Here is a 24,418-nt window from a genome sequence, read left to right as displayed (position 1 = left end):
ATGACCGCCAATATCGCGCAAGCAGATGCGTTTTTCATATCGAAAGCGCTTCAGGTTTGCGCAAGGTGTACTGCATCAGGTTGATATCACCCGTGTCAAAGGCAGCCTCGCAGTAGCCCAGGTAAAACTCCCAGATGCGCATAAACCGTTCGTCAAAGCCGAGCGCCGCCACCTCGGCCTTGCGGGCGATGAAGGCGTCGCGCCAGCGGCGCAGCGTCTCGGCGTAGTCCGCGCCGAAGGCGAATTCGTCCACCACCTCCAGCCCCGCGGCCTGGGCCTGGCAGCGGAACTCCCGCGGGCAAGGCAGGCAGCCGCCGGGAAAGATGTACTGCTGGATGAAGTCGGTCGAACCGACATAGCGGTCGAACAGTGCGTCGTTGATGACGATGCTTTGCACGCAGGCCCGCCCGCCGGGTTTGAGCAGGCGGCTCACGGTGGCGAAGTAGGTGGGCCAATAGGCCTGGCCCACGGCTTCCACCATCTCGATGGAGCAGATCGCGTCGAACGGCGCATCCTGGATGTCGCGGTAGTCCTGCAGGCGCAGGTCGGCCCGCCCGCCCGCGCCGGTGCCGACGTCCAGGCGCTGCATGCGGGCATTGGCATAGGCCAGTTGCTCGGTGCTCAGCGTCACGCCCACCACGGCCGCGCCGCGTTCGACGGCGGCCTGCTCGGCAAGCGCGCCCCAGCCGCAGCCGATTTCCAGCACGCGGTCGCCGGACTTCACATTGGCCATTTCCAGCGCGCGGCGCACCTTGGCGTTCTGCGCCTCGGGCAAGGAGCGGGACAGGTCGCCGTCAAACCAGGCGCCGGAGTAGTTCATGGTCTCGTCCAGCCACAGGCGGTAAAACGGGTTGCCCAGATCGTAGTGGGCATGGATGTTCTTGCGGCTGTTGGCGCGGCTGTTGTGGTGCAGCAGGTGCTTGACGCGGTACAGCAGCAGCCCGAACCATGTGCCGAAGATCATGGCGTCGACCTCCCGGCGGTTGGCGGAGAACAGCTTGAGCAGTTGGGTCAGGTCGGGCGTACTCCAGTCCCCGGCGATGTAGCTCTCGGCAAAGCCAATGTCGCCGGACTTGAGCGCGGCGCCGAACACCTTCCAGTTGTGCAAGGTGATGCTGGCGCTGGGGTGTCCGGGCATATGCATGTCGTGCTGCTGCGGGTGCTCGCCAAAGCGGCGCTGCGAGCCGTCGGGCAGGTGCAGGGTCAGCGCGCCGTGGCGCAGGTTTTGCAGCAGGCGCAGCGCGCTTCGGGCGGCGGCCGGCGCATCATTTGGAAACGCAAGGCCTTGGACGGTGCGGGTAACGGCGTTCATGTCGGACTCCTGGAATGGGGCTTATGCATTGCGCGTGCGCCTCTAGCGCGAGACAAGGCTTTGCGGCGGCGAGGGTTTGCGAAAGAAAGGCACTTTTTTCAGCCACAGGCGCAACGCCTGGACGTGGATGTGCAGCACCACGCCCAGCGTCATCGCGGGATAGCGCCACAAGGCGCCGCGCAGGACGGCGGGCGTGATGGCCTGCAGCGTGCCGCTCACGCTGGTCTGCAGCACGGCGGCGTCGGCGACGACTTCGTCGTAGAAATCCACGCGGGCCACCGTACGCGCCTGTCCGTCCTGTTCGCCGTGTTCGCTGCGCATGAAGCGAAAGCGGTAGTGGCCCTGCACCGGGTTGAAGGGGGAGACGTGAAACACCTTGTCCGCGCGCTGCTCCACGCCATAGCGCGGGGCGTCCAGCACATAGCAGTGACGCTCGCCGAAGGTGTTGTTGACTTCCACCACGATGGCGCGCAGACCGCCCTCGTGGTCGCCCGCCGCGCGGTGGCAATACCAGAAGCTCACCGGCTTGAAGGTGTAGCCCAGCACGCGCGGATAGGTGTGCAGCCAGGCCTCGCCGGTCGCGTCATGGATGCCCTCGCGCCGCAACACTTCGTCCAGCCAGGCGATGGCGCCGCCCTGCTCCGGCGCGCGCCCGTCGCCGTGGTCGGCCTCGAAAAAGCTCAGCGCGCCCCCGCGATTGATGCGCCACTGGCCCGGTTGCGGCGCCTGCTTTTGCAGGCTGCGCAGCGGCAGCATCAGGAAGTACGTGGGGTAAACAAACGCGTGGCGCCGCGGGCGCAGGCGGGTGTGGCGCACCTGGCCGAAACCGATGAGCGGCACGGGCTGGCTCATGCGTCCGCCAACAGCTGCGCGGCGGCAGCCAGCCCGGCCTTGAGGCCGTCTTCATGAAAGCCGTAGCCCATCCACGCGCCCGCAAAGTAGCGATGGTTTTTGCCCTGCAGCGCCGGCATGCGGGTTTGCGCCGCCACGGCGGCCAGATCGAAAACCGGGTGGGTGTAGTCGTACTCGCCGATGATTTTTTCCTGTGCGATGGGGCGTACCGGGTTCAGGGATACGACCACCGGCTGCTCCCAGGGCAGAGGCTGCAGGCGGTTGATCAGGTAGTGCAGGCACACCCGCGCGCCCTCCTGCCCGGCTCCGCCCGCGCGCTCGTAGTTCCAGGCCGCCCATGCGGCCCTGCGCGTCGGCAGGGCGGAGGCATCCGTGTGCAGCACGGCCTTGTTGGACTGGTAGTGAATGGCTCCCAGGGTTTCACGCTCCTGCGCCGTCGGCGCGGTCAGCATGCGCAGGGCCTGGTCGGAATGAGTGGCGATGATGACCTTGTCAAACAGCTCGGCGCCCGCGTCGGTGTGAATGCGCACGCTGGCTTTGCCGTCCGGCGTGTTGCCAACGTGTTCGATACGGCGCACCGGGGTGTTCAGCCGCTTGTCCGCAATGCCCTCGATGATTTTTTCGACATAGCGCCTGGCACCGCCCTGCACGGTCCACCACTGGGGGCGGTTGGTGATTTGCAGCAAGCCGTGGTTGTGGCAAAAGCGCACCATGGTCGACACCGGGAACTGCAGCATCTGCGCGGTGGGGCAGCTCCAGATGCAGGCCATCATGGGCAGGAAGTACCAGTCGCAAAACGCGGCACCGAAGCCGTGCTCGTCCAGGAACTTTCCGAGGGGTTGGCCCAGTTGCGCATCGGTTCCGCTTTGGGCCATGCGACTGGTCAGGGCGTTAAAGCGCAGCAGGTCGCGTAGCATGCCCCAAAAGCGCGGGTTGGCCAGATTGCCGCGTTGCGCAAACACGGTGTTCAGGCTGGAGCCGCTCCATTCCATGGCGCGGCCGTTGGCAAAATCGTCGGTCTGCACCGAAAACGACATCTCTGACTTGACGCTTGCCACGTCCAGCTCCGCCAGGAGCTTGATCAGTTGCGGGTAAGTGCGCTCGTTAAGGACCAGAAATCCTGTATCCACCCCATGGGTGACCTCACCGCGCGGTGTGGGAAGCGTCACGTCGACGGTGTGGGTATGCCCGCCAAACCAGGCGCCCGCCTCCAGCAGCGTGATGTCTGCCTTGCCCCTGAGGGCGTGGGCGGCCGCCAAGCCTGAAATACCCGAACCGACGATGGCTACTTTGATTGACACCCGCACTCCTTGAATTGCTCAGGTCAATTCTATACTACTCAGTATTTATTAAAACTATTCAGTATTAATATTTCCTCATAATTCTTTTTTCAAACTAAACTGGCTAAAATCACAGCATGACGAGCCCCCTCCCCCCCAAGGCCTCCTTCAAGGCACAAATGCTGCTGGCGCGTGAAGACGCCATCATCCAGTCGGTGAACCGTTTGCTGGCTGAAAAAGGGTTTGAAGCCATGACGGTGGACGAAGTGGCGGCCGACGTGGGCATTGCCAAAGCCAGCCTTTACAAGCACTTCCCCAGCAAGGAAGACCTCGCCGCGGCGGCCATGGTGTCCGTCATGCGCCGGGCGCAGGCCTTTCTGGACGACTTGCAGCCCGAGTTGTCCGCCGTGGACAAGCTGCGCAAAGTGGTGGCTTGGACCATGGGCCTGAAGCTGGCGGGTGAAATGCCCTCGCTACCCAGCCAGAACTCCAGCCTGCGCACCGCGCTGATCGCCAACAAGGACTACATGGACGGGCTCATGGACGTGAGTGACCGGCTGGGAGCCTGGATTGAGGCGGCGCAGGCAAAAGGCGCCCTCAACCCCAAGCTCCCGCCCATTGCGGTGCTGTATACCCTGTATGCCCGCGCCTGCGATCCCGTGCTGGAATTTTTGAAAATGGGAGAGCTGTACACCGACGATGAAATTGTCGCCCTGGTGCTGAGCACGTGCTTTGAAGGCCTTGAAGCCCGCTGATTGCCGGCGCACAGGGGGCCGACCTTAGGGACCGGCATAACTGCTTCGGAGCCTTCCAGGATATCTGTGCCTTGAGTTCCTTCGTAACCGCGTACCCCAATCATCGGGGCTGTGCCGGCTGGGTGCCTTTTTGGCACTGCGGTATTGAGTTTCCGGGTCAGGGTCGGTGCGTTAACGCATCACGATGATCACGATACCGAGCAAAGTCAAGCCACTGCCCGCCAGCGTGGTGGCCTTGATGGCGTCCTGGTCCTTGAACAGCAGATGGCTGAGCGGAAACACCAGGACCGGCGTGCACAACGTCACCAGCGTGGCAACGGACAGCGGGATGTAGCGCATGGCGCCGATCACGCACATCTGCGCTGAAATGGTGGTCACGCCGATCAGGGCGTAGAGCGCCATGCCACTGCGGCTGGCTGAGCGCAGGCGGGCCGCCATCGCACCCTTGTCGGCGCTGAAAACCAGGAGCAGCGCCAGGCCGCTGGCGGCGCCTATCAGCGCGCCCACGACGGGTTCATTCCAGCTGCGCACAGCTGACCCCCTGAGCACATTGCCGATCGCATACGCCAGCGAGCTACCCATGCCCAACAAAAAGGCGGACTGCAACGCCCGCTGAAGCGCCGTGGGCCGCGTGGCTGCGGGTGCGGGGCCTCCGTCGGGCGCCAGCGCTGGCGTGGAACCGCGGCGTGAAAAAAATCCGGGCTTGTAGCTGACCAGCATCAGGCCGCCAATCGTCATGACCATGCCCAGCGCCACCAGCAAGCTCAGGCGCTCACCCAGCAGCAGCCAGGCCATCAGTGCGGTGAACAGCGGGCTGCTGATCTGGAAAACACTGGCCTTGGCCGGTCCAAAACGCACCACGGATTCGTAAAAAAACCAGCGCCCCAGGTAAGTGGCAAACGCGCCAGCAGCGGCAAAAAGCCAGAACGCCTGCGCGTTCCACCGCAAGCCATCCGTGCGCAGGCCCATCTGCACCAGCGTGGCCAATGCGGAAAACACCACGTTGGAGGAAGCCGCGATGAGGAAGCCCAGGCCAAGCTCCAGGCGGCTGGACGCCACCTTGGTAACGAGGATGGAGACCGTGAAAAGCAACAGCGCAGCGCTGGCCAGCAGGTAACCGAAAAAGGTATCAGACATCCAGATCAAGCATCAAATCGGCATTCAGCCCTTATAAGACGGGCGCAAGCAGCTATCAAAACAGGAGCATTCATCACCATGTCAGATCTTGAAAGCTTCCAGTGACTCGGGGGCAAAGAGCTCCTGCGGCGTGAGCAACCGCTTTGAAAGGCCCTGCTCAAACGAGTACCGTAAAAAGGTCTGCAGCGTGGCTTCATTCTTCTCAAACCCGTAAGGCCAGAAGTCTTCGCCCATCTCACGCTTGACCTGCTCGACGTGCGAAGTCAGCCAGGGCAGCATGACCTTAAGCGCCGCTGTTTCGTACAGGTCTTCGTAAGTGCGCCGCTGGGACTCCTCCAGCGCTTTCATCAGCGAGCGTGCCACCCAGCGGTTGGCTTCATACACGTCGCGGCGAATCGCCACCGTATGCATGATGGGGAATATTTTCGTTTCCTTGAAGTAATTGCGTTCGACCTGTTCGTAGTCTTCAAAAAGGCGCTTGACCTTGCCGCCCCCCTTCAAAAAGCTCGAAGGCATGCGCGCGGTGTAAAGCGCGTCGATCTCGCCGTCGAGCAGCATCTGCGCCAATGTCTGCCCGGGCCCAATGCGCTCGACCTTGATGTTGGGCGGCAAATCCAGCTTGATCTTTTCGGATCGGCCGGGTTCTTCTTCGCCGCCGGTGAAGTAGGTCACGCTGTCAACAGGCACGCCGTAGTGGTCGGACAGGATACCGCGTATCCACACCGGCGCCGTCATCTGGTACTCGGGGTTGCCGACGCGCTTGCCTATCAAGTCCTTCGCCTCGCGAATGCCGGACCTGGCATTCACGTAGATGCAGGAATGGCGGAAAAATCGCGAGGGAAACACCGGAATCGCCACAAACGGCCGCGACTCGTTGAACAGGGACACGGTGTACGACGAGAGCGACATTTCAGCCGCATCAAATTCCTTGTGCCTGAGCATGCGAAAGAAGGTTTCCTCCACCGGCATGTTGAGGTAGTTCAGGTCGATGCCATCGGGCTGCACGCTCCCGTCCATCAAGGCGCGGGTGCGGTCATAGTTCCAGCAGCCGAAAGTCAGTTTCAGTTTTGACATGTCGCAGTGTGTTCCTTGAGAGATTTGATGGATTGAAGGTTTAGAGACGTTCACAAAACCCAGCGGAGCGGTCCTGGCTAGGCGCGTCGCCGCAGACAGTGCTACAGCACGGCAAGGCGGCGCAACAACGCCAGGAGGGTTTTGTGGGCGGCTCCTTATTCCGGCTTGATGCCGGAGGCCACGATGGCCTTGGCCAGGCGTTCGTTTTCACCGAGGATGGCCTTGTTGTAGTCGGCAGGGCTGCTACCGATGGGCTCGATGCCGGCGTTGTTCAGCGTGGTGATGACTTCCGGCATCCTGGCGATCTGGGCCATCTCGGCGCTGATGCGCTCTATCGCACTCGCCGGCGTGCCCGTAGCGGCCAGCACGCCCACGATGGGCGCGAAGTCAAACCCAGGAATGGTTTCCGCAATCGCCGGCACATTGGGCTCCTGGCTGGAGCGCTGGGCCGCATTGTTGGCCAGCAGCTTGACCTGCCCGCCTTTCACAAAACCGGCCAGGGACGGCAGCGCCGAGAACAACACGTCGACCTGTCCACCGATCAGCGCCGGAACCGACTGGCCCGTGCCCTTGAACGGCACATGCGTGATTTGCAGGCCGAGCGATGCCTTCAGCGCCTCCATGGTCAGGTGGTGCGTGCTGCCAATGCCCGAAGAGCCGTAGTTCAAGGTTCCCGGTTTGGCCTTGGCGAGCGCGATGAACTCCTGAAATGTATTGACCTGTACTTTGGGATGAACCGCCAGGTACAGCGGCGCGCGAGCCGCGAGCGACACGGGCATGAAATCGCGTTTGAAGTCGTAACCCAGGCTTTTGTAGATGGCGGGATTGATGGAGAACATCGAGCCGTCCGTTACCAGGAAGGTGTAGCCGTCTTTCGGGGCGGTGGCCAGCGCCTGCGCGGCCACGACGCCATTGGCACCCGGACGGTTGTCAACCACCACTGACTGGCCGAGCTTGTCGCCCAGCCGCTGCGCAAAAATGCGGGCCACGGTGTCGGGCAGGCCGCCGGCCGCGTAGGGCACCACGAACTTGATGGGGCGATTGGGGTAGGCACCCTGGGCGGCGGCAAACATCGGCAGCAGAGTGCCGGCTGCCAGGATGGCGCTGGCCCCTAGAAGATGAAGAAGATGACGGCGCTGTTTCATGAAATGTCTCCTGATGATTTTTTAAAGTGTCATGGCGGAAAAGAAGCACAGAGGCAGAAAAAATGCCCTATGTGGCGCCCTAGGTGGAATAGGACGGTTCCAGCGCTGGCTCGCGGGAATCCCACACATAGGACGCCTGGTAGGCACGCCAGTCCGTCGTTTTCGGAACAATAGCCTGAAAAGCGACCACACTGGGCGGAATACGGAGCTCGCCTGTGCCGATGGCGGCTTCCCCCGCCTGGAACGCGCTCACCGCCTCCAGCATCTGCCTGCGAAACTCCACCACCGCCATGTCGCTGGCGCCCAGACGTTCATGCGTTCTGTCGGCAATCGGGCCCATGGTCACCCACATGGCGATGTCCTGATTGGGGAAACCGGTGATACCGGTGAAGTTACCGGCTTTCATGGCTTCGCGGTCCTGCCAGAAGTGGTTGGCACGATTGCGCAGTGGCTGGTATTTGTCGTCCAGGTCGGCGCCCAGCTGCTGGCCAAGGAATTTGCGCCAGGTGCCGGTGTCGGGCGTCTGCGACGGATGGCCCCACGCAATGAAATAGAACGCGGTGTTGGTGTCGTCCATCGGCACGTTGATGTTGGCGACGTTGTACAGGTTGTTGGGCGGGATCAGTGCGGTGGCGGGCGCCACAAACACCGTCGAGCGAATGTAGTCGTTGGTTGCCGCGTTCTTGATGGGGCGGCGTATGGCCGCATAACGGAAACCGTAAGCACCGCGCTCCACCTGCATGCGCGGCGCCTTGTCGGTAGAGGGCCGCAGCCAGTTGGTATCCGTGGCCTCGGCGCCTTCCACGCGCGCCGGTACCATGTCTGAAGAGTGCAGGCTGGAGCTATGGGCCGAGTCGACCGCACCCTCCAGGATTTGTGCCCAGTTGCAGGGAATCAATGCTTTGGCAATCGTCACCTTCGTGTCGGCGGTGGGGGCCCAAGCCGGTGGCACAAAATCAGGTTGCGTCTCTTTCGGCCCCATGTAAGCCCAGACAAAACCGCCCCACTCCTTCACCGGATAAGCCAGGTGCTTGACCTTTTGCGCCATGCCGCTGGCGGCGGGTTCTGAAACCATCTCCAGCACATTACCCTCCACGTCCATCTTCCAGCCGTGATAGAGGCAACGCAGGCCGCAGTCTTCATTCCGGCCAAACACCAGCGACACGCGCCGGTGCGGGCAATATTCGTCCATCACGCCGACCCGGCCTTTGGTGTCGCGAAACACCACCAGGTCTTCCCCAAACACCCGTGCCTTGACCGGCGTGCCGTCAGGCTCACTGACTTCTTCGATCAGGCAGACCGGTGTCCAGTGACGGCGCATCAACTGGCCCATGGGAGCCTGACCCTCCACGCGGCACAACAGGTCATTTTCTTCAGCGGTCAACATCGCAAATATCCTTCACATCGGTTGCTAATTCATGGGCTCGCATGCAATCAAAAAGCAGCTTGCAAATCCGGGGCAAGCAGATTATTCTTAGCACACTAAGAATATCGGACTTTTGATATTTGTCAACAACCGTGCGGAGACAACGATGAGCGTTAACCCTAGCGTCGCAGCAGGCAGCCCTGCCGCGGCCGCCATTGAGCCGGATTTTTTTAACCTGCGGGTGGTCAGGAAGGAAGCGGTTGCACAAGGCATTTACCTGTTCGAGTTGCGTCATCCGGACGGCGCGCCCCTGCCCGCCTTCACGCCCGGCTCGCACCTGACGGTTGAAGTGCCGAGCGGCGTGCGGCGCAACTATTCCCTGTGCAGCGACCCGGCTGACAACGGCTCCTGGCAGATCGCTGTCAAGCGTGATGAGCGCGGCCGTGGCGGATCCATCAGCATGGCGGACGACGTGCAAGCGGGGCAGTTGCTGCCAGTCAGCGCGCCGCGCAATAACTTCGAACTGGCAAGCCACGCCGCTGAGTCGATCTTCGTGGCGGGCGGTATCGGCATCACGCCGGTGCTATCGATGATGCGCCACCTCAAGCGCACGAACACCAGCTTCAAGCTCTACTACTGCACGCGCGATGCGGGCAGCACGGCGTTCATCCACGAGCTGCAATCCGAGTTTGCTGGCCAGGTGCAGATTCACCACGACAACGGCGACATCGACCAGGCGCTGGACCTGTGGCCGGTGTTTGAAAAGCCCACCGCCGCGCACATTTACTGCTGCGGCCCCAAAGGCCTGATGGACAGCGTGGCCGACATGTCGGGCCACTGGCCTTCGGGTTCGGTGCATTTTGAAAGCTTCGGCGTCGACGCCACGGTGTATGCCGATAACACGCCCTTTACCGTGCGGCTTCAAAAGAGCGGGAAGAGCGTCGAGGTTAGTGCAGAACAAACCATTCTGGAGGCCTTGCGCGCCACGGGCCTGCGCGTGGCCAGCTCTTGCGAGAGCGGCACCTGCGGCACCTGCAAGACCCGCCTGCTGGCAGGCCAGGCCGAGCACCGCGACATGGTGCTGACCGACGAGGAAAAGGCCGACCACATCATGGTCTGCGTCTCACGCGCAAAATCGACAGAACTGGTACTGGACTTATGACAAACCGCACACTGAAGATGGGCGTGGTGGGCCTGGGACGGGCGTTCACGCTCATGCTGCCCACCTTTGTGCATGACAGCCGCGTCACGCTGGTGGGCGCGACCGACCCGATTGCCCAGGCCCGGGCGCAGTTTGAAAAAGATTTCGGCGCGCCCAGCTACGAATCCATCGAAGCGCTGTGCGCCAATCCGGCCGTGGAAGTGCTCTACATCGCATCGCCCCACCAGTTCCATGCGGAGCACGTGCGCCTCGCCGCCTCCTTCGGTAAACATGTGCTGGTGGAAAAGCCGATGGCCCTGACGGTTGACGAATGCACCAGCATGATTGAAGCGGCCCGCAGCGCAGGCGTTCACCTCATCGTCGGCCACAGTCATAGCTTCAACACGCCGATACGGCGCACGCGCGAACTCATCGACAGCGGCCGCTACGGCGCGGTGAAGATGATTCACGCCATGAACTACACCGACTTCCTCTACCGGCCGCGCAGGCCGGAGGAACTCGACACGGCAGCCGGTGGTGGCGTGATCCACAGCCAGGCCACGCACCAGATGGACATCGTCCGGTTGCTGGGCGGCGGGCTGGTGCGCAGCGTGCGGGCCCACAGCGGCGCCTGGGATACCGCTCGCCCCACTGAAGGCGCCTACAGCGCATTGATCGAATTTGAAGGCGGTGCGTTCGCCTCTGCCACCTACAGTGGCTATGGTCACTATGACTCGGATGAGCTGCTGGGCAACATCGGCGAAATGGGCCAGGCCAAAAACCCGAATGACTATGGCGCCGCCCGCAAACGGCTGCAGGTTGCGTCCACCCCGGCTGAAGAAGCCGCGCTGAAAGCGGCGCGCAACTACGGCGGTAGCCTGTACATGGCCGGCACCGCCCTGCCGCAAGGCCTGCAGCACCAGCACTTCGGCCAGTTCATCGTCAGCTGCGAAAAAGCGGATCTTCGCCCCGGTCCGGCAGGCATCGCCATCTACGCTGACGGCGAAAAAACCTTCGACCCCCTTCCAGCCCCGCCGGTTCCGCGCCAGGAAGTGATCGATGAGCTCTTTGCCGCAGTGGTGAACGGCGACTCACCGGTTCACAGCGGTGAATGGGCCCGGGCCACCACGGCGGTGTGCCTGGCGCTGCTGGAGTCTGCCCGCACCGGGCGGGATTGCCGGCCGGGGTATCAAGTGCGTCACAATGCCGGTTCATGACCAACGACACCCAAAACATCATCCGGCACTGGCGTGAAGCCGTTCCCAATGACCGCCTCGCGCACCTGATCCGTGATGCCTCACGGGCCTTTCACCGCGCGCTGCAGGTGCGGCTGGCAGAGCATGGTGTTCCCTTTGGTCACTGGACCTTCCTGCGCATTCTCTGGGAGTCGGACGGGCTGACGCAAAAGGAGCTCAGCGCGCGCGCAGGCGTGATGGAACCCACCACGTTCATTGCGATGAAGGCCATGGAGTCGCTGGGCTACATCGTGCGCAAGCAGCTGCCCACCAACAAGAAAAATATGTACGTGCACCTGAGCGACAAAGGCCGGGCGCTCAAGAAGCTGCTGGTGCCTTTGGCCGAAGAAACCAACAACGTCAGCATCGAAGGCATTGCACCCGAAGACATCAAAACCACGCGCGCGGTGCTGCTGGCGATGATTGAAAACCTCGCAAAAGACGAGCTGCTGCAAACACCACCCGCAACGAAGCGCAAGGCTGCCGCAAAACCGGCCGCCCAGGCCACCCAGTCACCCTCGGCCACGCGCAGCAAGCGTGGCAAAAAAGCCGCGTCCTGAACCCCGCGCAGCGTCTCTTCATGAGCCCATCGCTCCCGCCGCCGTTTCACCGGGTATAGTCTGCCCATGTACACGCCTTTTTCAAGCCATGCCACTGCGCCAGCCCTGCTGGCCGATGACATGCGCCTGACAGGCGGCTTTACCGCTCCCCCACCTGCCGCACCTCCGCGCAACGTGGTCGCTTCCGGCGCTTACCCGCCGGCCGCGCGCGCTCCCGGCTGAGTCCCAGCCGGTCCAGCTCTCCAGCCTCGTTTGATTCAGCCACTGGCGCAGCCGCGCCACGTGCGCTCGCTGGAGCTTGTCCTTCTTTCGGCAGGTAATTTCATGATTTCAAAAAACACGGCCTGGGCCACCTTCGGCCCGACTTCCCTTTTCGTCCTGATCTGGAGCAGCGGCGCGCTTTTCTCCAAACTCGGGCTGCAGCACGCCAGCCCTTTCGCCTTTCTGGGTTTACGGTTTGCCCTTGCGCTCAGCATTCTGCTGGCACTCGGGTTGGCCAGACGGCGTTGGCTGCCGGCGCCCGGCACGCGCCTGCGCGTCGCGCTGACGGGGCTTTTGATGATCGGCAGCTATTCCATCTGCCATTTGCTGGCGCTGGACCACGGCCTCACGCCCGGCGTGCTGGCCACCGTGCTGGGCGTGCAGCCCATCCTGACGCTGGCATTGACAGAGCGCCAGGCCTTTTCGCGGCGGCGGCTGGCAGGCCTTGGCCTGGCCCTGGGCGGACTGGTGCTGGTGGTGTATGAAAGCATTGCGCGTGCGCACTTCACCACCACCGGGATGCTGTTTGCTTTTGGCGCTTTGGCTTGCATGACAGTGGGCGCCATCCTGCAAAAGTCAGTCAGGCAAGCGCCGCGCGAAGTGCTGCCGCTGCAGCTGGCCTGCAGCCTGTTGCTGTGCCTGCTCTTTGCGCCGTTTCAGCCGATGTCTGTTGATCTGGGCACCGGCTTCTGGGTGGCACTGGTGTGGATGGGGGTTGTCATGTCGGTGGTAGCCACACTGCTGCTGTACCGCCTGATTCACGCGAGCAATCTGGTCAACGTCACCAGCCTGTTCTACCTGGTGCCTGCAGGCACGGCTGCCCTCGACTACCTGGTGCTGGGCAACCGCCTGGCGCCCTGGAGCCTGGCGGGCATGCTGGCGATCCTGCTGGGCCTGGTGCAGGTCTTCCGCAACCCTGTGCAGCCGTTAGCCGCACGCTGAAAGTTGCCGGGCGGCAGTGCAAAACCACCGCCCGGCTGCAGATCAAATCAGCTGGACACCCGTCTTGGCCTGCAAGACCTCGCGGGTGACGCCGGGTGCAAGCTCCACCAGCTTGAGGCCTTCGGGCACCACGTCCATCACGGCGAGGTCTGTGATGATGCGGTCCACCACGCCCACGCCCGTCAACGGCAGCGTGCATTTCGGCAGTATCTTCATGTCTTCGGTGCCGTCTTTCTTTTTGGCAACGTGCTCCATCAGGACGATCACGCGCTTGACGCCGGCAACAAGGTCCATCGCGCCGCCCATGCCCTTGACCATCTTGCCCGGGATCATCCAGTTGGCAAGGTCGCCTTTTTCGCTGACCTGCATGGCGCCCAGAATCGACAAATTGATCTTGCCGCCGCGAATCATCGCGAAGCTTTCATGGCTGCCAAAGATGGATGAGCCCTTGATCGTCGTCACGGTCTGTTTGCCGGCGTTGATCAGGTCGGCGTCCACCTGGTCTTCGGTCGGAAACGGGCCAATGCCCAGCATGCCGTTTTCCGACTGCAGCCACACTTCCTTGTCACCCGTGAAGTTGGCCACCAGCGTCGGGATGCCGATGCCGAGGTTCACATAGAAACCGTCTTCGAGTTCCTGGGCGGCGCGTGCCGCCATTTGGTCTTGGGTCCAGGGCATATCAAACTCCCGCTTTCTCGGTGATGGTTCGCTTTTCGATGCGCTTTTCGGGGTTCGCATTGAGCACAATGCGATGCACATAAATACCGGGCAGATGGATGTCGTCCGGCGCCAGCTCGCCGACCTCAACGATCTTCTCCACCTCGACAATGCAAATCTTGCCGGCCATTGCGGCGGCCGGGTTGAAATTGCGGGCCGTGAGGTTAAAGCGCAGGTTGCCGGACTTGTCGGCCGTGTGCGCCTTGACCAGCGACACATCAGGCACCAGTGAACGTTCCATCACATAGGTCTCGCCGTCAAACTCGCGCAGCTCCTTGCCGTCTGCCACTTGCGTGCCCACGCCGGTCTTGGTGAAGAAGGCCGGAATGCCGGCACCGCCTGCGCGCAGCTTTTCTGCCAGCGTGCCTTGCGGCGTGAAGTCCAGCTCCAGCTCGCCCGCCAGGTACTGGCGCTCAAACTCCTTGTTCTCGCCGACGTAGCTCGAAATCATTTTTTTGATCTGCCGCGTTTCCAGCAGCTTGCCCAGGCCGAAGCCGTCAACACCGGCGTTGTTGGAAATCACGGTGAGGTTCTTCACCTGGCTGTCGCGCAGGGCTTCGATCAGCGCCTCGGGGATACCGCACAGGCCGAAACCGCCAACGGCCATCAGCTGGCCGTCCTTGACGACGCCCTTGAGGGCTTCTGCGGCGGAAGGGAAAAGTTTTTTCACAAATAATCTCCTTGTGTCGTGACGCTGGCAGGTGCCATCAGCAATCCATTACGATACTACTTATCAAGTTAGGTAGTTTTCCGTAAAGGTAAGTACTGTGGAAGTCGATTACCAACTCGCATTCGATCTGGCACCGGTGGGACTGGTGCTGTCCCGCAACCGCTCCATTGTGGACTGCAACCAGCATTTGTGCGAGATGTTTGGCGCCACGCGCGAACAGCTCGCCGGCCAGTCATTCATGATTCTTTATCCCAGTGCGGACGAGTACGAGCGCATAGGCGCACGCATGATTCCCATCCTGAACGCCAAGGGCCTGTATTCCGACGACCGCATCATGAAGCGCGTGGACGGCCGCAACAAAGGTGAAACCTTCTGGTGCCACGTCACGGGGCGGGCACTCAACCGCAGCGCACCGCACGAAGCCGGCATCTGGACTTTCGAGGACCTGAGTTCGCGCCGCCCCGTCACGGCCGAGCTCACCGCGCGTGAACGTGAAGTGGCCGCGCACCTGATGGACGGCATGACCTCCAAGGAAATCGGCCGCGCGCTGGTGATCAGCCACCGCACCGTCGAAATTTACCGCGCCCGCCTGATGCGAAAGTACAAGGCGTCCACCACGGCCGACCTGGTACACCGGCTCATGGCCGGCTCGTGAACGGACCATTTTCAATTTTTTAATTTGCTACGTTTTATATAGCGCCTTGCGCTCGTCCACAAAGGGATGGGGTGGCTTTCCGCTTAAACCATTGGCGTGTTGATGCCGGCGAGCGTCGGTGGATCCGCCTCATTCCCCAGCTGGTCAAACGGCAATTCCTGCTTCACCAGAATCACCGTACAGGGCGCCGCCATGGCGACCTTGATCGGCACCGTCGCCAGCAGGCGCTGCATCTGCAGGCCATGCGTCGCAGCGCCCATCACGATCATGCTGACATGATTGCCCTGGGCATAGTGCAGCAGTGCCTGCGCAACATCGCCCGATTCGATGACGTGGAAAGACACCGTCTGGCTGCTCAGGTGCAAAGGCTGAGCCCACTGGCGAAGCATGCCCAGGTAGCGCCGGTGCACGGTGGTTTCACTCGTCTGAGTGTCGTGGCCCGGGGTTGCCGCAGGATCAATCACCGTCACGCAGGCCAGCCGTGCGCGTGGTGTCGTGCCCAGCACCCGCATCACGGCGCGCCGCAATGAATACAGCGTGGCGTCGCTCACGTCCAGGCAAGGCACGGCCACCAGGATGATGGGCGCCGCATCAATTTGCCGGGAAGGCAGCGGGCTGGGTTGGTAATCTTTGCCCGCTGCGCGCAACCACCGCTTGAAATGCATCCAGAAGCCCGTGGGTTGCAGGCGCTGGCCCAGCCTCGTCACGGCGATCTGCGCTGGGTCAGAGAGATCCAGCGCCAGGTGTGCAGCCGACGCATAACGTCGGTCAGCTTCGTTCTGCAGGCAGTGCAGGATCACTTCCTGCAGCCATTCGGGCAGGTCGGGCCGCAGCGTGCGCGGCGGCACCGGGTCCATCCACAGGCGCTGCCGCAGGCCGCCGCGGGTCTGCGGGCCGCCAAAAGGCAGCGCCCGTGTGGCCAGTTCGTACAACATCACGCCGATGGCAAAGATGTCGCTGCGCGGATCGCCACGCACGCCCACCACCTGTTCGGGCGCCATCCAGGTGGGGGAACCAACGGCGGGGCGCAGCTCTTCGGCCAGCAGGTCCGGGTAATGCGCATGGCAGGATAAACCGAAGTCGAGCAGCACGGCATTGCCACCGGGGCGTATCAGCACGTTCGCCGGTTTCAGGTCCAGGTGGCAGGCATCCTGCAGATGCAGGCTGTGCACCGCCTGGGCCACTGCCACACCCAGCCGGGCAATTTCTTCCGCGGGCAGCGGCGCTGCGGCCTCGTCCAGCAGTTGTTGCAGGGTGCGGCCGGGGATGTATTCCATCACCAGGTAGGGCAGTTTTTCGAGGTCTCCCGCAGCCACCAGCCGCGGCACATGCGGCCCGGTCAGCACGGAAAGCAGCTGCAGCTCGACCTCAAAACCCACAATGTTTTCCGCGCCGTCGCCGGGCGTCATGCGCGGCACCTTCATCACCAACGGAAAAGGTACGGCGTGCGTTGCGTCGGCATACCCCACCTGGTAGATGTGCGCCATGCCGCCGGCATGCAGGCATTCGCCAACCACAAATCCATCTACCACGGTGCCGGGTGCCATCAACCTCACAGGCCCGCCTCCAGCCGCTGCGCAAAGTATGCGGGCAGGCCGGCAGCGCGCACATCGGCTGCGGCAGCCAGGTGGTCATAAGCCACGCGGTGGAAAGTCAGCTCGGCCAGCTCCGGGTCAAACAGTGCATACATGGATTTGGTATTGCCGTCGCGCGGCTGGCCCACCGAACCCACGGTGGCGAGCCAGTAACGGTGCGCCGGCACCGGAATGAGCACGCCCGGGGTAGGCTGAAAGCGCATCAGCCCCTGCCCCGCACCGTGGAAATACAGCGTCTGCTGGTGTACGTGGCCGCAAAACACATAGCGCACGTCCGGATCGAGCGACGCAGCGTCAAGGCTGGCTTCGGCGCGGCGTTCATTGTCCACATAGTGCCAGCGCCCCGGCGAATCGGCACTGGCGTGTACCAGCAGCGCGGTGCCAATGGTGGCCGTCAGTGGCAGTCTCTCCAGGAAATCCAGCGCCTCCTTGTCCAGCCGTTCGTGCGTCCAGGCTGCGCCGCTCTGGTCGACCGAACGGGCCTGTACGGGCGGCGTCACCGTGTGCTGATCATGGTTGCCCCTGAGCACGACGGCGCCCTCCTCAGCCAGGTCGCGAATCCGTTGCACCACCTCGGCCGGCTGCGCGCCATAGCCCACCAGGTCTCCCAGTATGGCCAGTCGGCCGGCGCCCTGCTCTGCAGCGTGGGCAAGGCAGGCCTCCAGCGCACGCAGGTTGGCATGCACATCGGACAGCAGGGCTATTTTCATAAGGTGAGGCGCAGTTTTATTTCACAGCAGCCAATCCCAGGCAGCTGATGTCCTGTCATTCGGGAGCAGGACATTACAGTTTGCCGTAAAAGGAAGAGGCCGTGGCTGTTTTTATCCGCGTCAGCGCAACTGCCATGCGCCAATGACCAAGATGGCGGCCATTGGCATGCTACTGAATTAATAGCTGCTTGCGCCCGCCCTGACTGGGCTGCAGGCCAAAATCACCTTTATCATCGCCTGCTTTATCGCTGTTGATCCCATCATGCATATCCGCCCTTACCAGGATTCAGACCTCGCCGCAGTCGCCCAGCTGTTCACCGATGCGGTTCATGGCCTGGCGGGAAGCCACTACAACGCCGCGCAGCGCGAGGCCTGGGCGCCCCGCCCACCCGATCTGGGCCCATGGAAAGCGCGGCTCAGGCCATTACAAATTTTGCTGGCGCAAGACGCGGAAGGCGGCGGTCTGCTGGGCTTTATTGCCTACGAAAAAAATGGCCATATTGACCTCCTGTTTACGTCGCCCGCTGCCGCGCGCCGCGGTGTGGCTTCGAAGCTTTATGGCCATGCCGAAACTGCGCTGCGCGGTCTCGGCATCGTGGAGCTTTTTACCGAGGCCAGCCTGGTGAGCCGGCCATTTTTCGAGCGCCAGGGATTCGCGGTGAGGGAAGAGCAATGCGTTGAACGGCGCGGGGCCATGCTCCGCCGCTTTGCGATGGCCAAGACCGTCCCCCTGGGCGACCAGGGTTAGTCAACGGTTCAGATGGCGTCCGGCTCGTGCCGGATGGTCTCACGCGTGCGGTGGTGGTCGCGCAATTTCCCCAGCGTGTGGTCAAGCACCCGTTTGAGCTTGTCGCTTGCGCCGCGAAAGGCTTCGTCCTGGCTGGGCGCGTGGTGGTTGACGGCCAGTGGCTCATGATGCGCCAGCCGCGCCTCCATCACGCAGCGTTTCTGGTCGGGGCTGATCTTGTCGCTGTTTTCATCGCTCATATGAACCTCAATGCGCGTGATGTCACCCTTGAAGCGGCTCAGTGAGGTGTTGAGTTCGGTGCTGGCCCAGCGCTCGAACGATTCGCCGGTGTGCATGGTGTGATTGGAATTGACTTGGACTTGCATGGGTATTGTTTTCCTTTCAGGACGGTTGCAGCGAAGAGGCCTGCCGGCCGGGCTGTCTCGCAGCTACCAGGGAGGCAACTGGAAAATTCATTGTGCGCCCCGCACGACCGCGAGCGTGTAGTCCTGATCCCCACCCTGAAGTAAGGGTGGTTTTCCACACCGCACACGGACCTACGGTTTCCTCATGTGGCGAGTGCTTCACCGGGCTTCGGAAAGCGCCAGGCAGCGTGCGCCGATAAATTCCCTGAGCAGGCGCAGGCCGGGCGTCAGTTGCCGCCGCCCCGGTAACACCATGTACAGCGGCACAGCCTCGGTTTGCCATTCTGTGCACAGAGCGACCAGCCGCCCCGCAGCCAGGTCGCCCGCCACATCCAGCCGCGACTTGTAAGTGATGCCGCGGCCGGCCAGGGCCCATCGGCGAACCGCGTCGCCATCGTTGGCAACATTGCCGCCAGTGGCACGCACCGTGAGCTCTTCGCCATTTCTCCAGAACTTCCAACGGTCATACACGTCTTCACCCAGCATGAAGCACAGGCAAATATGCTTTGCCAGTGCCTGCGGCGTGTCAGGCGTGCCGTGCGACGCGAGGTAGGCAGGTGACGCACACAGCACGCGCCGATTCGTCAAATCCACCGGCAACGCCAGCATGCTGGAATCGGGCGGCTCGCCTTGCCGAAAAGCCGCATCCACCAGGTCGCTGTAGACATTGGTCACGCGATCCGACAGGTGCAGCCGGTATTGAATGCCGGGATGCAACAGCTGAAACGCTTCCAGCCAGGGCAGCAGCACATTGCGGCCAAAATCTGATGGCGCGGCCAGCTGCAGCACACCGCGCACCTGCTGCCGGCCGCTGGCAAGTTCCAGCTGCGCATCGCGCAGGGCGGCCAGCGCGGGCCGGCAGTGTGCGAGGAAAACCTCACCTTCGCGCGTCAACCGCAGGCTGCGGGTGGAACGTACAAAAAGCGGCGCCTGCAATTCTGCCTCCAGCCGTTTGAGTGCCGCGCTGGCGGCCGCCGGCGTCAGGTCCAGGCTGCGGGCCGTGGCCGACAGGCTGCCGGTGTCGACAGTGCGAATAAAGATTTCCAGGTCTTGCAGGGCTTTCATTTACAAATTTTATTTGTAAATAGCTTCAATTGAAAGCTTGTTTATCTTCATTTTCAAATCCAATACAGTTCAAGAATCAGTTTTGAGCACTGCTGAACACAACGCCACGCAACATCACACGCAAAGGAAATCACCATGAAAGCCATCGGCTACACACAAGCCCACGCACTCAACCAGACCGGCCAAACCGGGTTGACCGACATCACCCTGCCCGACCCGACGCCCACCGGCCACGACCTGCTGGTCGAGGTGAAAGCCGTTTCAGTGAACCCGGTGGACACCAAAGTACGCGCCAGCGCGGCGCGCAGCGCTGGCTCGGATTACAAGGTGTTGGGCTATGACGCCAGCGGCATCGTGCGCGCCGTCGGCCCCGAGGTCACACTGTTCAAGGCCGGTGACAAGGTCTGGTATGCGGGGTCCATCGCCCGGCCCGGGACCAACAGCGAACTGCACCTGGTCGATGAACGCATCGTCGGCCGCATGCCGCAAACGCTGGGGTTTGCCGAAGCGGCCGCCCTGCCGCTGACCAGCATCACCGCCTGGGAAATGCTGTTCGACCGTCTCGGCATCGTGCCGGGCAAAACACCCAACAACAAAACACTGCTCATCATCGGCGCCTCGGGCGGCGTGGGCTCGATCATGACGCAGCTGGCCACGCGCCTGACCTCGCTCACCGTGATAGGCACCGCGTCACGGCCCGAAACCCAAGCCTGGGTGAAGGAACTCGGCGCCCATCATGTCATCGACCACAGCCGGCCGATTGCCGAAGAGCTCAAGCGTATCGGCATCCCCGCGGTGGACTACATCGTGGGCCTCACGCAAACCGACAGCCACCTGGCACAAATCGCCGAAGCCATCGCACCACAAGGCAAGTTCGGCCTGATTGACGACCCGGTGAAGTTCGACATCACGCTGTTCAAACGCAAGAGCGCATCCATCCACTGGGAACTGATGTTCACACGCCCCCTCTTCGGCACACCCGACATGGTGGCGCAGCACCGCCTGCTCAATGAGGTCGCCCAACTTGTCGATTCCGGCTTGATCCGCACGACGCTGACGGAAACGTTTGGTTCGATCAATGCCGCCAATTTGCGGCGGGCGCATGAGTTGGTGGAGTCTGGGAAGGCGCGGGGGAAGGTTGTGCTTGAAGGATGGGTTTGAGTTTTTCTTGTTGAGGCCGGGGCTTGTCCCGGCCTCAACGCCGCAAAGTCTTGAACATCACAAACGCATCCACCAACCCCAACCTCACATGCCGAAAAGCCCCCGGCAAGGTCCCCACAATCTCAAACCCCAATCTTTGCCATAACCGAACAGCACGCTCATTCGTCGACACCACCAGGTTGAACTGCATCGCCAGAAAACCCATGGCCAGCGCTTCCTGCTGGGAGTGCTCGCACATCGCCGACGCCAGGCCTTTGCCCTGCGCTTCGGGCGCGACCACATAGCCGCAGTTGCAGACATGCGCACCCAGCCCCGGCTGGTTGGGTTTGATGAAGTAGGTGCCTAGCACTCGGCCGTCGTCGCTGTTCCCCTCACGCACTACATACGTCGCCCGGGGCGCGTCCATCCACACCGCGTGTATTTCAGCTTCTGTGCTGTGGGGCGAAAAGGCATAGGTGTCGCCTGCTTCAAAGGTGGCGCGCAGCAGCGGCCAAACGGCGGGCCAGTCGGCCTCGGTGCAGCGGCGGATCAAGGGCTTGGGTTCATTCATGGCGGATAAGGATAAAAGTTATTTGCTATCTTTTTAGTAGCTATACATCCATATATTGGAATGGCTACAACCTCAAATCGCTTACAGACCTCAAGCCTTTGGAGGCGCATCAACAACCTCGGCCGCCGTGCGAAATGCCTCGACCGCGGCGGGCAGGCCGCAATAAATGCTCGCGTGCAGCAGCACTTCCTGAAGCTGCTCCGGCGTCACGCCGTTGTTGAGTGCGGCACGCACATGACCCTTGAGTTCATGCTGTTTGCCGAGGGCCGTCAGCATGGCCACCGTGATCAGGCTACGCGTCTTGAGATCCAGCCCCGGCCGCTGCCATACATCGCCCCAGGCGTTGCGGGTAATGAAATGCTGGATCGGCAGGGAAAAATCGGTGGCCTTGTCGAAAGCATTGGCCACAAAATCCTCGCCCATCACCTGCTTGCGGGTGGCGAGGCCTTTGTCGAAATCCTTGTCTGCGGGCTGCGTCATGAAGGCTCCTAAAAGACGAAGCGTAATGGAAAGCAAAAAAGCCCGCTCCGGTCTTCACCAGGGCGGGCTTGGCCTCAATCAGCGCCTATGATGGTCTGCTCAATCAGGCAAGGTCGTAGCGGTCCAGGTTCATCACCTTGTTCCAGGCTGCCACAAAGTCACGCACGAAGACCTGCTGCGAATCGCTGCACGCATAGACCTCCGCAATGGCCCGCAGCTGCGAGTTCGAACCGAAGACGAGGTCGATCACCGTACCCGTCCACTTGAGTTCGCCCGTCGTGCGGTCGCGGCCCTCCAGCACACCTTCAGCGTCGGCAGATTTCTGCCACTTCGTGCGCATCTCGAGCAGGTTCACAAAGAAGTCGTTGCTCAAGGTTCCGGGCCGCTTGGTGAAAACGCCATGCTGTGCCTGCCCGACATTGGCATTCAGGGCGCGCATGCCGCCGACCAGAACCGTCATCTCGGGAGCGCTCAGCGTCATCAGGTTCGCGCGATCCACCAGCTGCTCGGCTGCCCGCTGCGCCTGCCCCTTGCGGGTGTAGTTTCGGAAACCGTCTGCGGCCGGTTCCAGCACGGCAAACGACGCCACATCGGTTTGCGCTTGCGAAGCGTCCGTACGGCCCGGTGAAAAAGGCACCTTCACGTCGTGGCCAGCCTTCCTGGCAGCTGCCTCGACGGCCGCGCAGCCACCGAGAACGATCAGGTCAGCCAGCGAAATCTTCTTGCGGCCAGACTGCGCGCCATTGAACTCGCCCTGGATGGCCTCCAGCACTTTCAGGACTTTCGCCAGCTCGGCCGGTTGATTGACTTCCCAATCCTTTTGCGGTGCCAGGCGTATGCGCGCACCGTTTGCGCCGCCGCGCTTGTCGCTACCACGGAAGGTGGAAGCAGACGCCCAGGCCGTTGTGACGAGCTGGGAGATGGAGAGCCCGGACGCGAGGACCTTGGCCTTGAGGCCCTCAGTATCCTGCTCATTGACCAGCGGATGATCGACGGCGGGAACCGGGTCCTGCCAGATCAGTGCCTCCTTCGGCACCAGCGGGCCGAGGTAGCGCGCAGCCGGGCCCATGTCACGGTGCGTCAGCTTGTACCAGGCCCGGGCGAAGGCGTCGGCAAACTCCTGCGGGTTCGCCATGAAGCGCCGCGAGATTTTTTCGTAAGCCGGATCCATGCGCATGGCCATGTCGGCGGTCGTCATCATCGGGGCATGGCGCAGCGCGGAGTCATGGGCATCCGGCACGGTGGTCGACGCGGCAGGGTCTTTGGGCTTCCACTGGTGAGCACCGGCGGGGCTCTTGGTCAATTCCCACTCGTAGCCGAACAGGTTTTCGAAGTAGCCGTTGTCCCACTTGGTGGGGTTCTTGGTCCAGGCACCCTCAATGCCGCTGGTGACGGTGTGCACGCCGTTCCCGCCGCCGAACTTGTTGATCCAGCCAAACCCCTGGTCTTCAATGGTGCCGCCCTCAGGCTCGGGCCCCACGTACTGGCCCGGATCGGCTGCGCCGTGGGCCTTGCCGAAGGTGTGCCCGCCGGCGGTGAGCGCAACAGTTTCTTCGTCGTTCATCGCCATGCGGGCGAAGGTCTCGCGGATGTCCCGCGCCGAACCCAGCGGGTCCGGTTTGCCGTTCGGGCCCTCGGGGTTCACATAGATCAGCCCCATCTGCACAGCACCGAGCGGGTTTTCGAGTTCGCGGTCGCCGGTGTAGCGCTTGTCGCCCATCCACTCGGCTTCAGGGCCCCAGTAAATCTCTTCCGGCTCCCAGACGTCCGGGCGCCCGCCGGCAAAGCCGAAGGTCTTGAATCCCATGGAGTCCATGGCCACGGTGCCGGCCAGAACCATCAGGTCGGCCCAGGAGATTTTTCGGCCGTATTTCTGCTTGATCGGCCACAACAGGCGGCGTGCCTTGTCGAGGTTTCCGTTGTCCGGCCAGCTGTTGAGCGGTGCGAATCGCTGTGTGCCGGAGCCGGCGCCGCCGCGCCCGTCGGCGATCCGGTAGGTGCCTGCGCTGTGCCACGCCATGCGAACGAAGAATGGGCCATAGTGGCCGTAGTCCGCAGGCCACCAGTCCTGCGAATCCGTCATGAGCTCATGGAGGTCTTTCACCACGGCATGCAGGTCCAGGGTCTTGAATTCCTCGGCATAGTTGAACGCCTCGCCCATGGGATCGGACAGCGACGAGTTCTGGTGAAGGATCTTGAGGTTCAGCTGGTTGGGCCACCAATCGGCGTTCGTTGCGGCACCAGCCAGAGCATGTTTGCGGGCGCCACCCGAGAATGGGCAGCCGCCTTCGCTTTGCGTGTTGTGATCAGCCATGATGAGTTACCTTTGATGATTAAGTGGTGCCGAATGACGGCATGGAATTGCACTGCGGGACAGCCGGGACGCTTTGGTCAAGGCCGTGTGGGTGGGGCTGCTAATGGGGTCTCCTTTGACGGGCTTGCCAGGTGATGGCCTGTGAAGCACAGTCTAGGTTTCACTGCAAAATAATCAAAGGCAATTAAAGATATTTACCTAATAGTTTTTATCAATTGCATCTGTTTTGGCTTCAATTCCCCAGCGCGACCTGACGGGTAATCTTGCAGTTACGCTTGGGTCCGAGTCA

At 62.2% G+C, this 24,418-nt stretch carries 25 protein-coding genes; 9 read left to right on the top strand and 16 right to left on the bottom strand.

Annotated elements, in window-relative coordinates:
- Positions 1-34 precede the first annotated feature (34 nt).
- The 3 genes from AC1DU8_RS06525 to AC1DU8_RS06515 are packed head-to-tail and all read right to left on the bottom strand — an operon-like array spanning position 35 to position 3,459.
- Positions 35-1,312, bottom strand: a complete 1,278-nt coding sequence (locus tag AC1DU8_RS06525) for a class I SAM-dependent methyltransferase (protein ID WP_457280191.1) — start codon at positions 1,310-1,312, stop codon at positions 35-37.
- Positions 1,313-1,354: 42 nt separating this feature from the next.
- Positions 1,355-2,164 (bottom strand): DUF1365 domain-containing protein, encoded by an 810-nt coding sequence (locus AC1DU8_RS06520; protein WP_457280190.1) that lies wholly within the window; start codon positions 2,162-2,164, stop codon positions 1,355-1,357.
- A complete protein-coding gene (locus tag AC1DU8_RS06515) occupies positions 2,161-3,459 on the bottom strand; it encodes an NAD(P)/FAD-dependent oxidoreductase (protein ID WP_477727038.1) in 1,299 nt (432 codons plus the stop codon). The genes AC1DU8_RS06520 and AC1DU8_RS06515 overlap by 4 nt, the downstream gene beginning before the upstream one ends.
- A 122-nt stretch (positions 3,460-3,581) precedes the next feature.
- Here AC1DU8_RS06515 and AC1DU8_RS06510 point away from each other — a divergent pair, with 122 nt between their 5' ends.
- The gene (locus tag AC1DU8_RS06510; RefSeq protein WP_477665675.1) at positions 3,582-4,199 is read left to right on the top strand and encodes a TetR/AcrR family transcriptional regulator; all 618 of its coding nucleotides are present in this window, start codon (positions 3,582-3,584) and stop codon (positions 4,197-4,199) included.
- A gap of 171 nt (positions 4,200-4,370) precedes the next feature.
- On the opposite strand, the gene AC1DU8_RS06505 is transcribed toward AC1DU8_RS06510, so the two are convergent.
- The 4 genes from AC1DU8_RS06505 to AC1DU8_RS06490 all read right to left on the bottom strand — a co-directional run bounded on the left by AC1DU8_RS06505 (position 4,371) and on the right by AC1DU8_RS06490 (position 8,942).
- Positions 4,371-5,336 (bottom strand): EamA family transporter, encoded by a 966-nt coding sequence (locus AC1DU8_RS06505; protein ID WP_477665674.1) that lies wholly within the window; start codon positions 5,334-5,336, stop codon positions 4,371-4,373.
- Between the two features lie 81 nt (positions 5,337-5,417).
- A complete protein-coding gene (locus tag AC1DU8_RS06500; protein ID WP_477665673.1) occupies positions 5,418-6,410 on the bottom strand; it encodes a substrate-binding domain-containing protein in 993 nt (330 codons plus the stop codon).
- A 155-nt stretch (positions 6,411-6,565) separates the two neighbouring features.
- Entirely contained in the window at positions 6,566-7,555 is a 990-nt protein-coding gene (locus AC1DU8_RS06495; RefSeq protein WP_477665672.1) for a Bug family tripartite tricarboxylate transporter substrate binding protein, read from the bottom strand.
- A 79-nt stretch (positions 7,556-7,634) separates the two neighbouring features.
- Positions 7,635-8,942: a Rieske 2Fe-2S domain-containing protein gene (locus AC1DU8_RS06490; protein ID WP_477689301.1), complete on the bottom strand. Its 1,308-nt coding sequence runs from the start codon at positions 8,940-8,942 to the stop codon at positions 7,635-7,637.
- Positions 8,943-9,087: 145 nt separating this feature from the next.
- Here AC1DU8_RS06490 and AC1DU8_RS06485 point away from each other — a divergent pair, with 145 nt between their 5' ends.
- From AC1DU8_RS06485 to AC1DU8_RS06465, 5 genes are all read left to right on the top strand, one after another.
- A complete protein-coding gene (locus tag AC1DU8_RS06485) occupies positions 9,088-10,083 on the top strand; it encodes a PDR/VanB family oxidoreductase (RefSeq protein WP_477689300.1) in 996 nt (331 codons plus the stop codon).
- Complete coding sequence (locus AC1DU8_RS06480; RefSeq protein WP_477689299.1) at positions 10,080-11,279, top strand: Gfo/Idh/MocA family protein; 1,200 nt, start codon at positions 10,080-10,082, stop codon at positions 11,277-11,279. The genes AC1DU8_RS06485 and AC1DU8_RS06480 overlap by 4 nt, the downstream gene beginning before the upstream one ends.
- The gene (locus AC1DU8_RS06475) at positions 11,276-11,857 is read left to right on the top strand and encodes a MarR family winged helix-turn-helix transcriptional regulator (protein ID WP_457280182.1); all 582 of its coding nucleotides are present in this window, start codon (positions 11,276-11,278) and stop codon (positions 11,855-11,857) included. The genes AC1DU8_RS06480 and AC1DU8_RS06475 overlap by 4 nt, the downstream gene beginning before the upstream one ends.
- Positions 11,858-11,923: 66 nt before the next feature.
- Positions 11,924-12,079 (top strand): hypothetical protein, encoded by a 156-nt coding sequence (locus AC1DU8_RS06470; protein ID WP_477689298.1) that lies wholly within the window; start codon positions 11,924-11,926, stop codon positions 12,077-12,079.
- Between the two features lie 102 nt (positions 12,080-12,181).
- Positions 12,182-13,060, top strand: a complete 879-nt coding sequence (locus AC1DU8_RS06465; RefSeq protein ID WP_457280180.1) for a DMT family transporter — start codon at positions 12,182-12,184, stop codon at positions 13,058-13,060.
- Between the two features lie 42 nt (positions 13,061-13,102).
- Here AC1DU8_RS06465 and AC1DU8_RS06460 read toward each other — a convergent pair whose 3' ends face one another.
- On the bottom strand, positions 13,103-13,738 hold the full coding sequence (locus AC1DU8_RS06460) for a 3-oxoacid CoA-transferase subunit B (RefSeq protein ID WP_457280179.1): 636 nt from the start codon (positions 13,736-13,738) through the stop codon (positions 13,103-13,105).
- Between the two features lies 1 nt (position 13,739).
- Positions 13,740-14,447 carry a CoA transferase subunit A gene (locus tag AC1DU8_RS06455; protein ID WP_457280178.1) on the bottom strand — a complete coding sequence of 236 codons (708 nt, stop codon included), beginning with the start codon at positions 14,445-14,447 and terminating at the stop codon, positions 13,740-13,742.
- Positions 14,448-14,544: 97 nt separating this feature from the next.
- Between AC1DU8_RS06455 and AC1DU8_RS06450 the strand changes: the two genes are divergently transcribed.
- On the top strand, positions 14,545-15,102 hold the full coding sequence (locus tag AC1DU8_RS06450; protein WP_457280177.1) for a helix-turn-helix transcriptional regulator: 558 nt from the start codon (positions 14,545-14,547) through the stop codon (positions 15,100-15,102).
- A gap of 83 nt (positions 15,103-15,185) precedes the next feature.
- Here AC1DU8_RS06450 and AC1DU8_RS06445 read toward each other — a convergent pair whose 3' ends face one another.
- The gene (locus AC1DU8_RS06445; RefSeq protein WP_457280176.1) at positions 15,186-16,658 is read right to left on the bottom strand and encodes a protein kinase domain-containing protein; all 1,473 of its coding nucleotides are present in this window, start codon (positions 16,656-16,658) and stop codon (positions 15,186-15,188) included.
- The gene (locus AC1DU8_RS06440; RefSeq protein ID WP_477726561.1) at positions 16,655-17,407 is read right to left on the bottom strand and encodes a metallophosphoesterase family protein; all 753 of its coding nucleotides are present in this window, start codon (positions 17,405-17,407) and stop codon (positions 16,655-16,657) included. The genes AC1DU8_RS06445 and AC1DU8_RS06440 overlap by 4 nt, the downstream gene beginning before the upstream one ends.
- A 262-nt stretch (positions 17,408-17,669) precedes the next feature.
- Between AC1DU8_RS06440 and AC1DU8_RS06435 the strand changes: the two genes are divergently transcribed.
- Entirely contained in the window at positions 17,670-18,155 is a 486-nt protein-coding gene (locus AC1DU8_RS06435; RefSeq protein WP_457280174.1) for a GNAT family N-acetyltransferase, read from the top strand.
- Between the two features lie 8 nt (positions 18,156-18,163).
- Here AC1DU8_RS06435 and AC1DU8_RS06430 read toward each other — a convergent pair whose 3' ends face one another.
- Positions 18,164-18,520, bottom strand: coding sequence for an HPF/RaiA family ribosome-associated protein (locus AC1DU8_RS06430; RefSeq protein WP_457280173.1), 357 nt, complete (start codon positions 18,518-18,520; stop codon positions 18,164-18,166).
- A 198-nt stretch (positions 18,521-18,718) separates the two neighbouring features.
- The gene (locus AC1DU8_RS06425; protein ID WP_477726560.1) at positions 18,719-19,624 is read right to left on the bottom strand and encodes a LysR family transcriptional regulator; all 906 of its coding nucleotides are present in this window, start codon (positions 19,622-19,624) and stop codon (positions 18,719-18,721) included.
- A gap of 135 nt (positions 19,625-19,759) precedes the next feature.
- On the opposite strand from AC1DU8_RS06425, the gene AC1DU8_RS06420 reads away from it, so the two are divergent.
- Positions 19,760-20,785 carry a zinc-binding alcohol dehydrogenase family protein gene (locus AC1DU8_RS06420; RefSeq protein WP_457280171.1) on the top strand — a complete coding sequence of 342 codons (1,026 nt, stop codon included), beginning with the start codon at positions 19,760-19,762 and terminating at the stop codon, positions 20,783-20,785.
- A 34-nt stretch (positions 20,786-20,819) separates the two neighbouring features.
- Here the strand turns inward: AC1DU8_RS06420 and AC1DU8_RS06415 are convergent, their stop codons facing one another.
- The 3 genes from AC1DU8_RS06415 to katG all read right to left on the bottom strand — a co-directional run bounded on the left by AC1DU8_RS06415 (position 20,820) and on the right by katG (position 24,129).
- Positions 20,820-21,335 (bottom strand): GNAT family N-acetyltransferase, encoded by a 516-nt coding sequence (locus tag AC1DU8_RS06415; protein ID WP_457280170.1) that lies wholly within the window; start codon positions 21,333-21,335, stop codon positions 20,820-20,822.
- A gap of 90 nt (positions 21,336-21,425) precedes the next feature.
- On the bottom strand, positions 21,426-21,815 hold the full coding sequence (locus AC1DU8_RS06410; RefSeq protein WP_457280169.1) for a carboxymuconolactone decarboxylase family protein: 390 nt from the start codon (positions 21,813-21,815) through the stop codon (positions 21,426-21,428).
- 103 nt (positions 21,816-21,918) lie between these two features.
- Positions 21,919-24,129, bottom strand: a complete 2,211-nt coding sequence (katG, locus tag AC1DU8_RS06405) for a catalase/peroxidase HPI (RefSeq protein ID WP_477726559.1) — start codon at positions 24,127-24,129, stop codon at positions 21,919-21,921.
- Positions 24,130-24,418 lie beyond the last annotated feature (289 nt).

The sequence above is a fragment of the Polaromonas sp. P3_A5 genome (genome assembly GCF_056403055.1).
The sequence above is the reverse complement of the archived record's forward strand: the minus strand, read 5'-3'. Positions and strand labels throughout refer to the sequence as shown.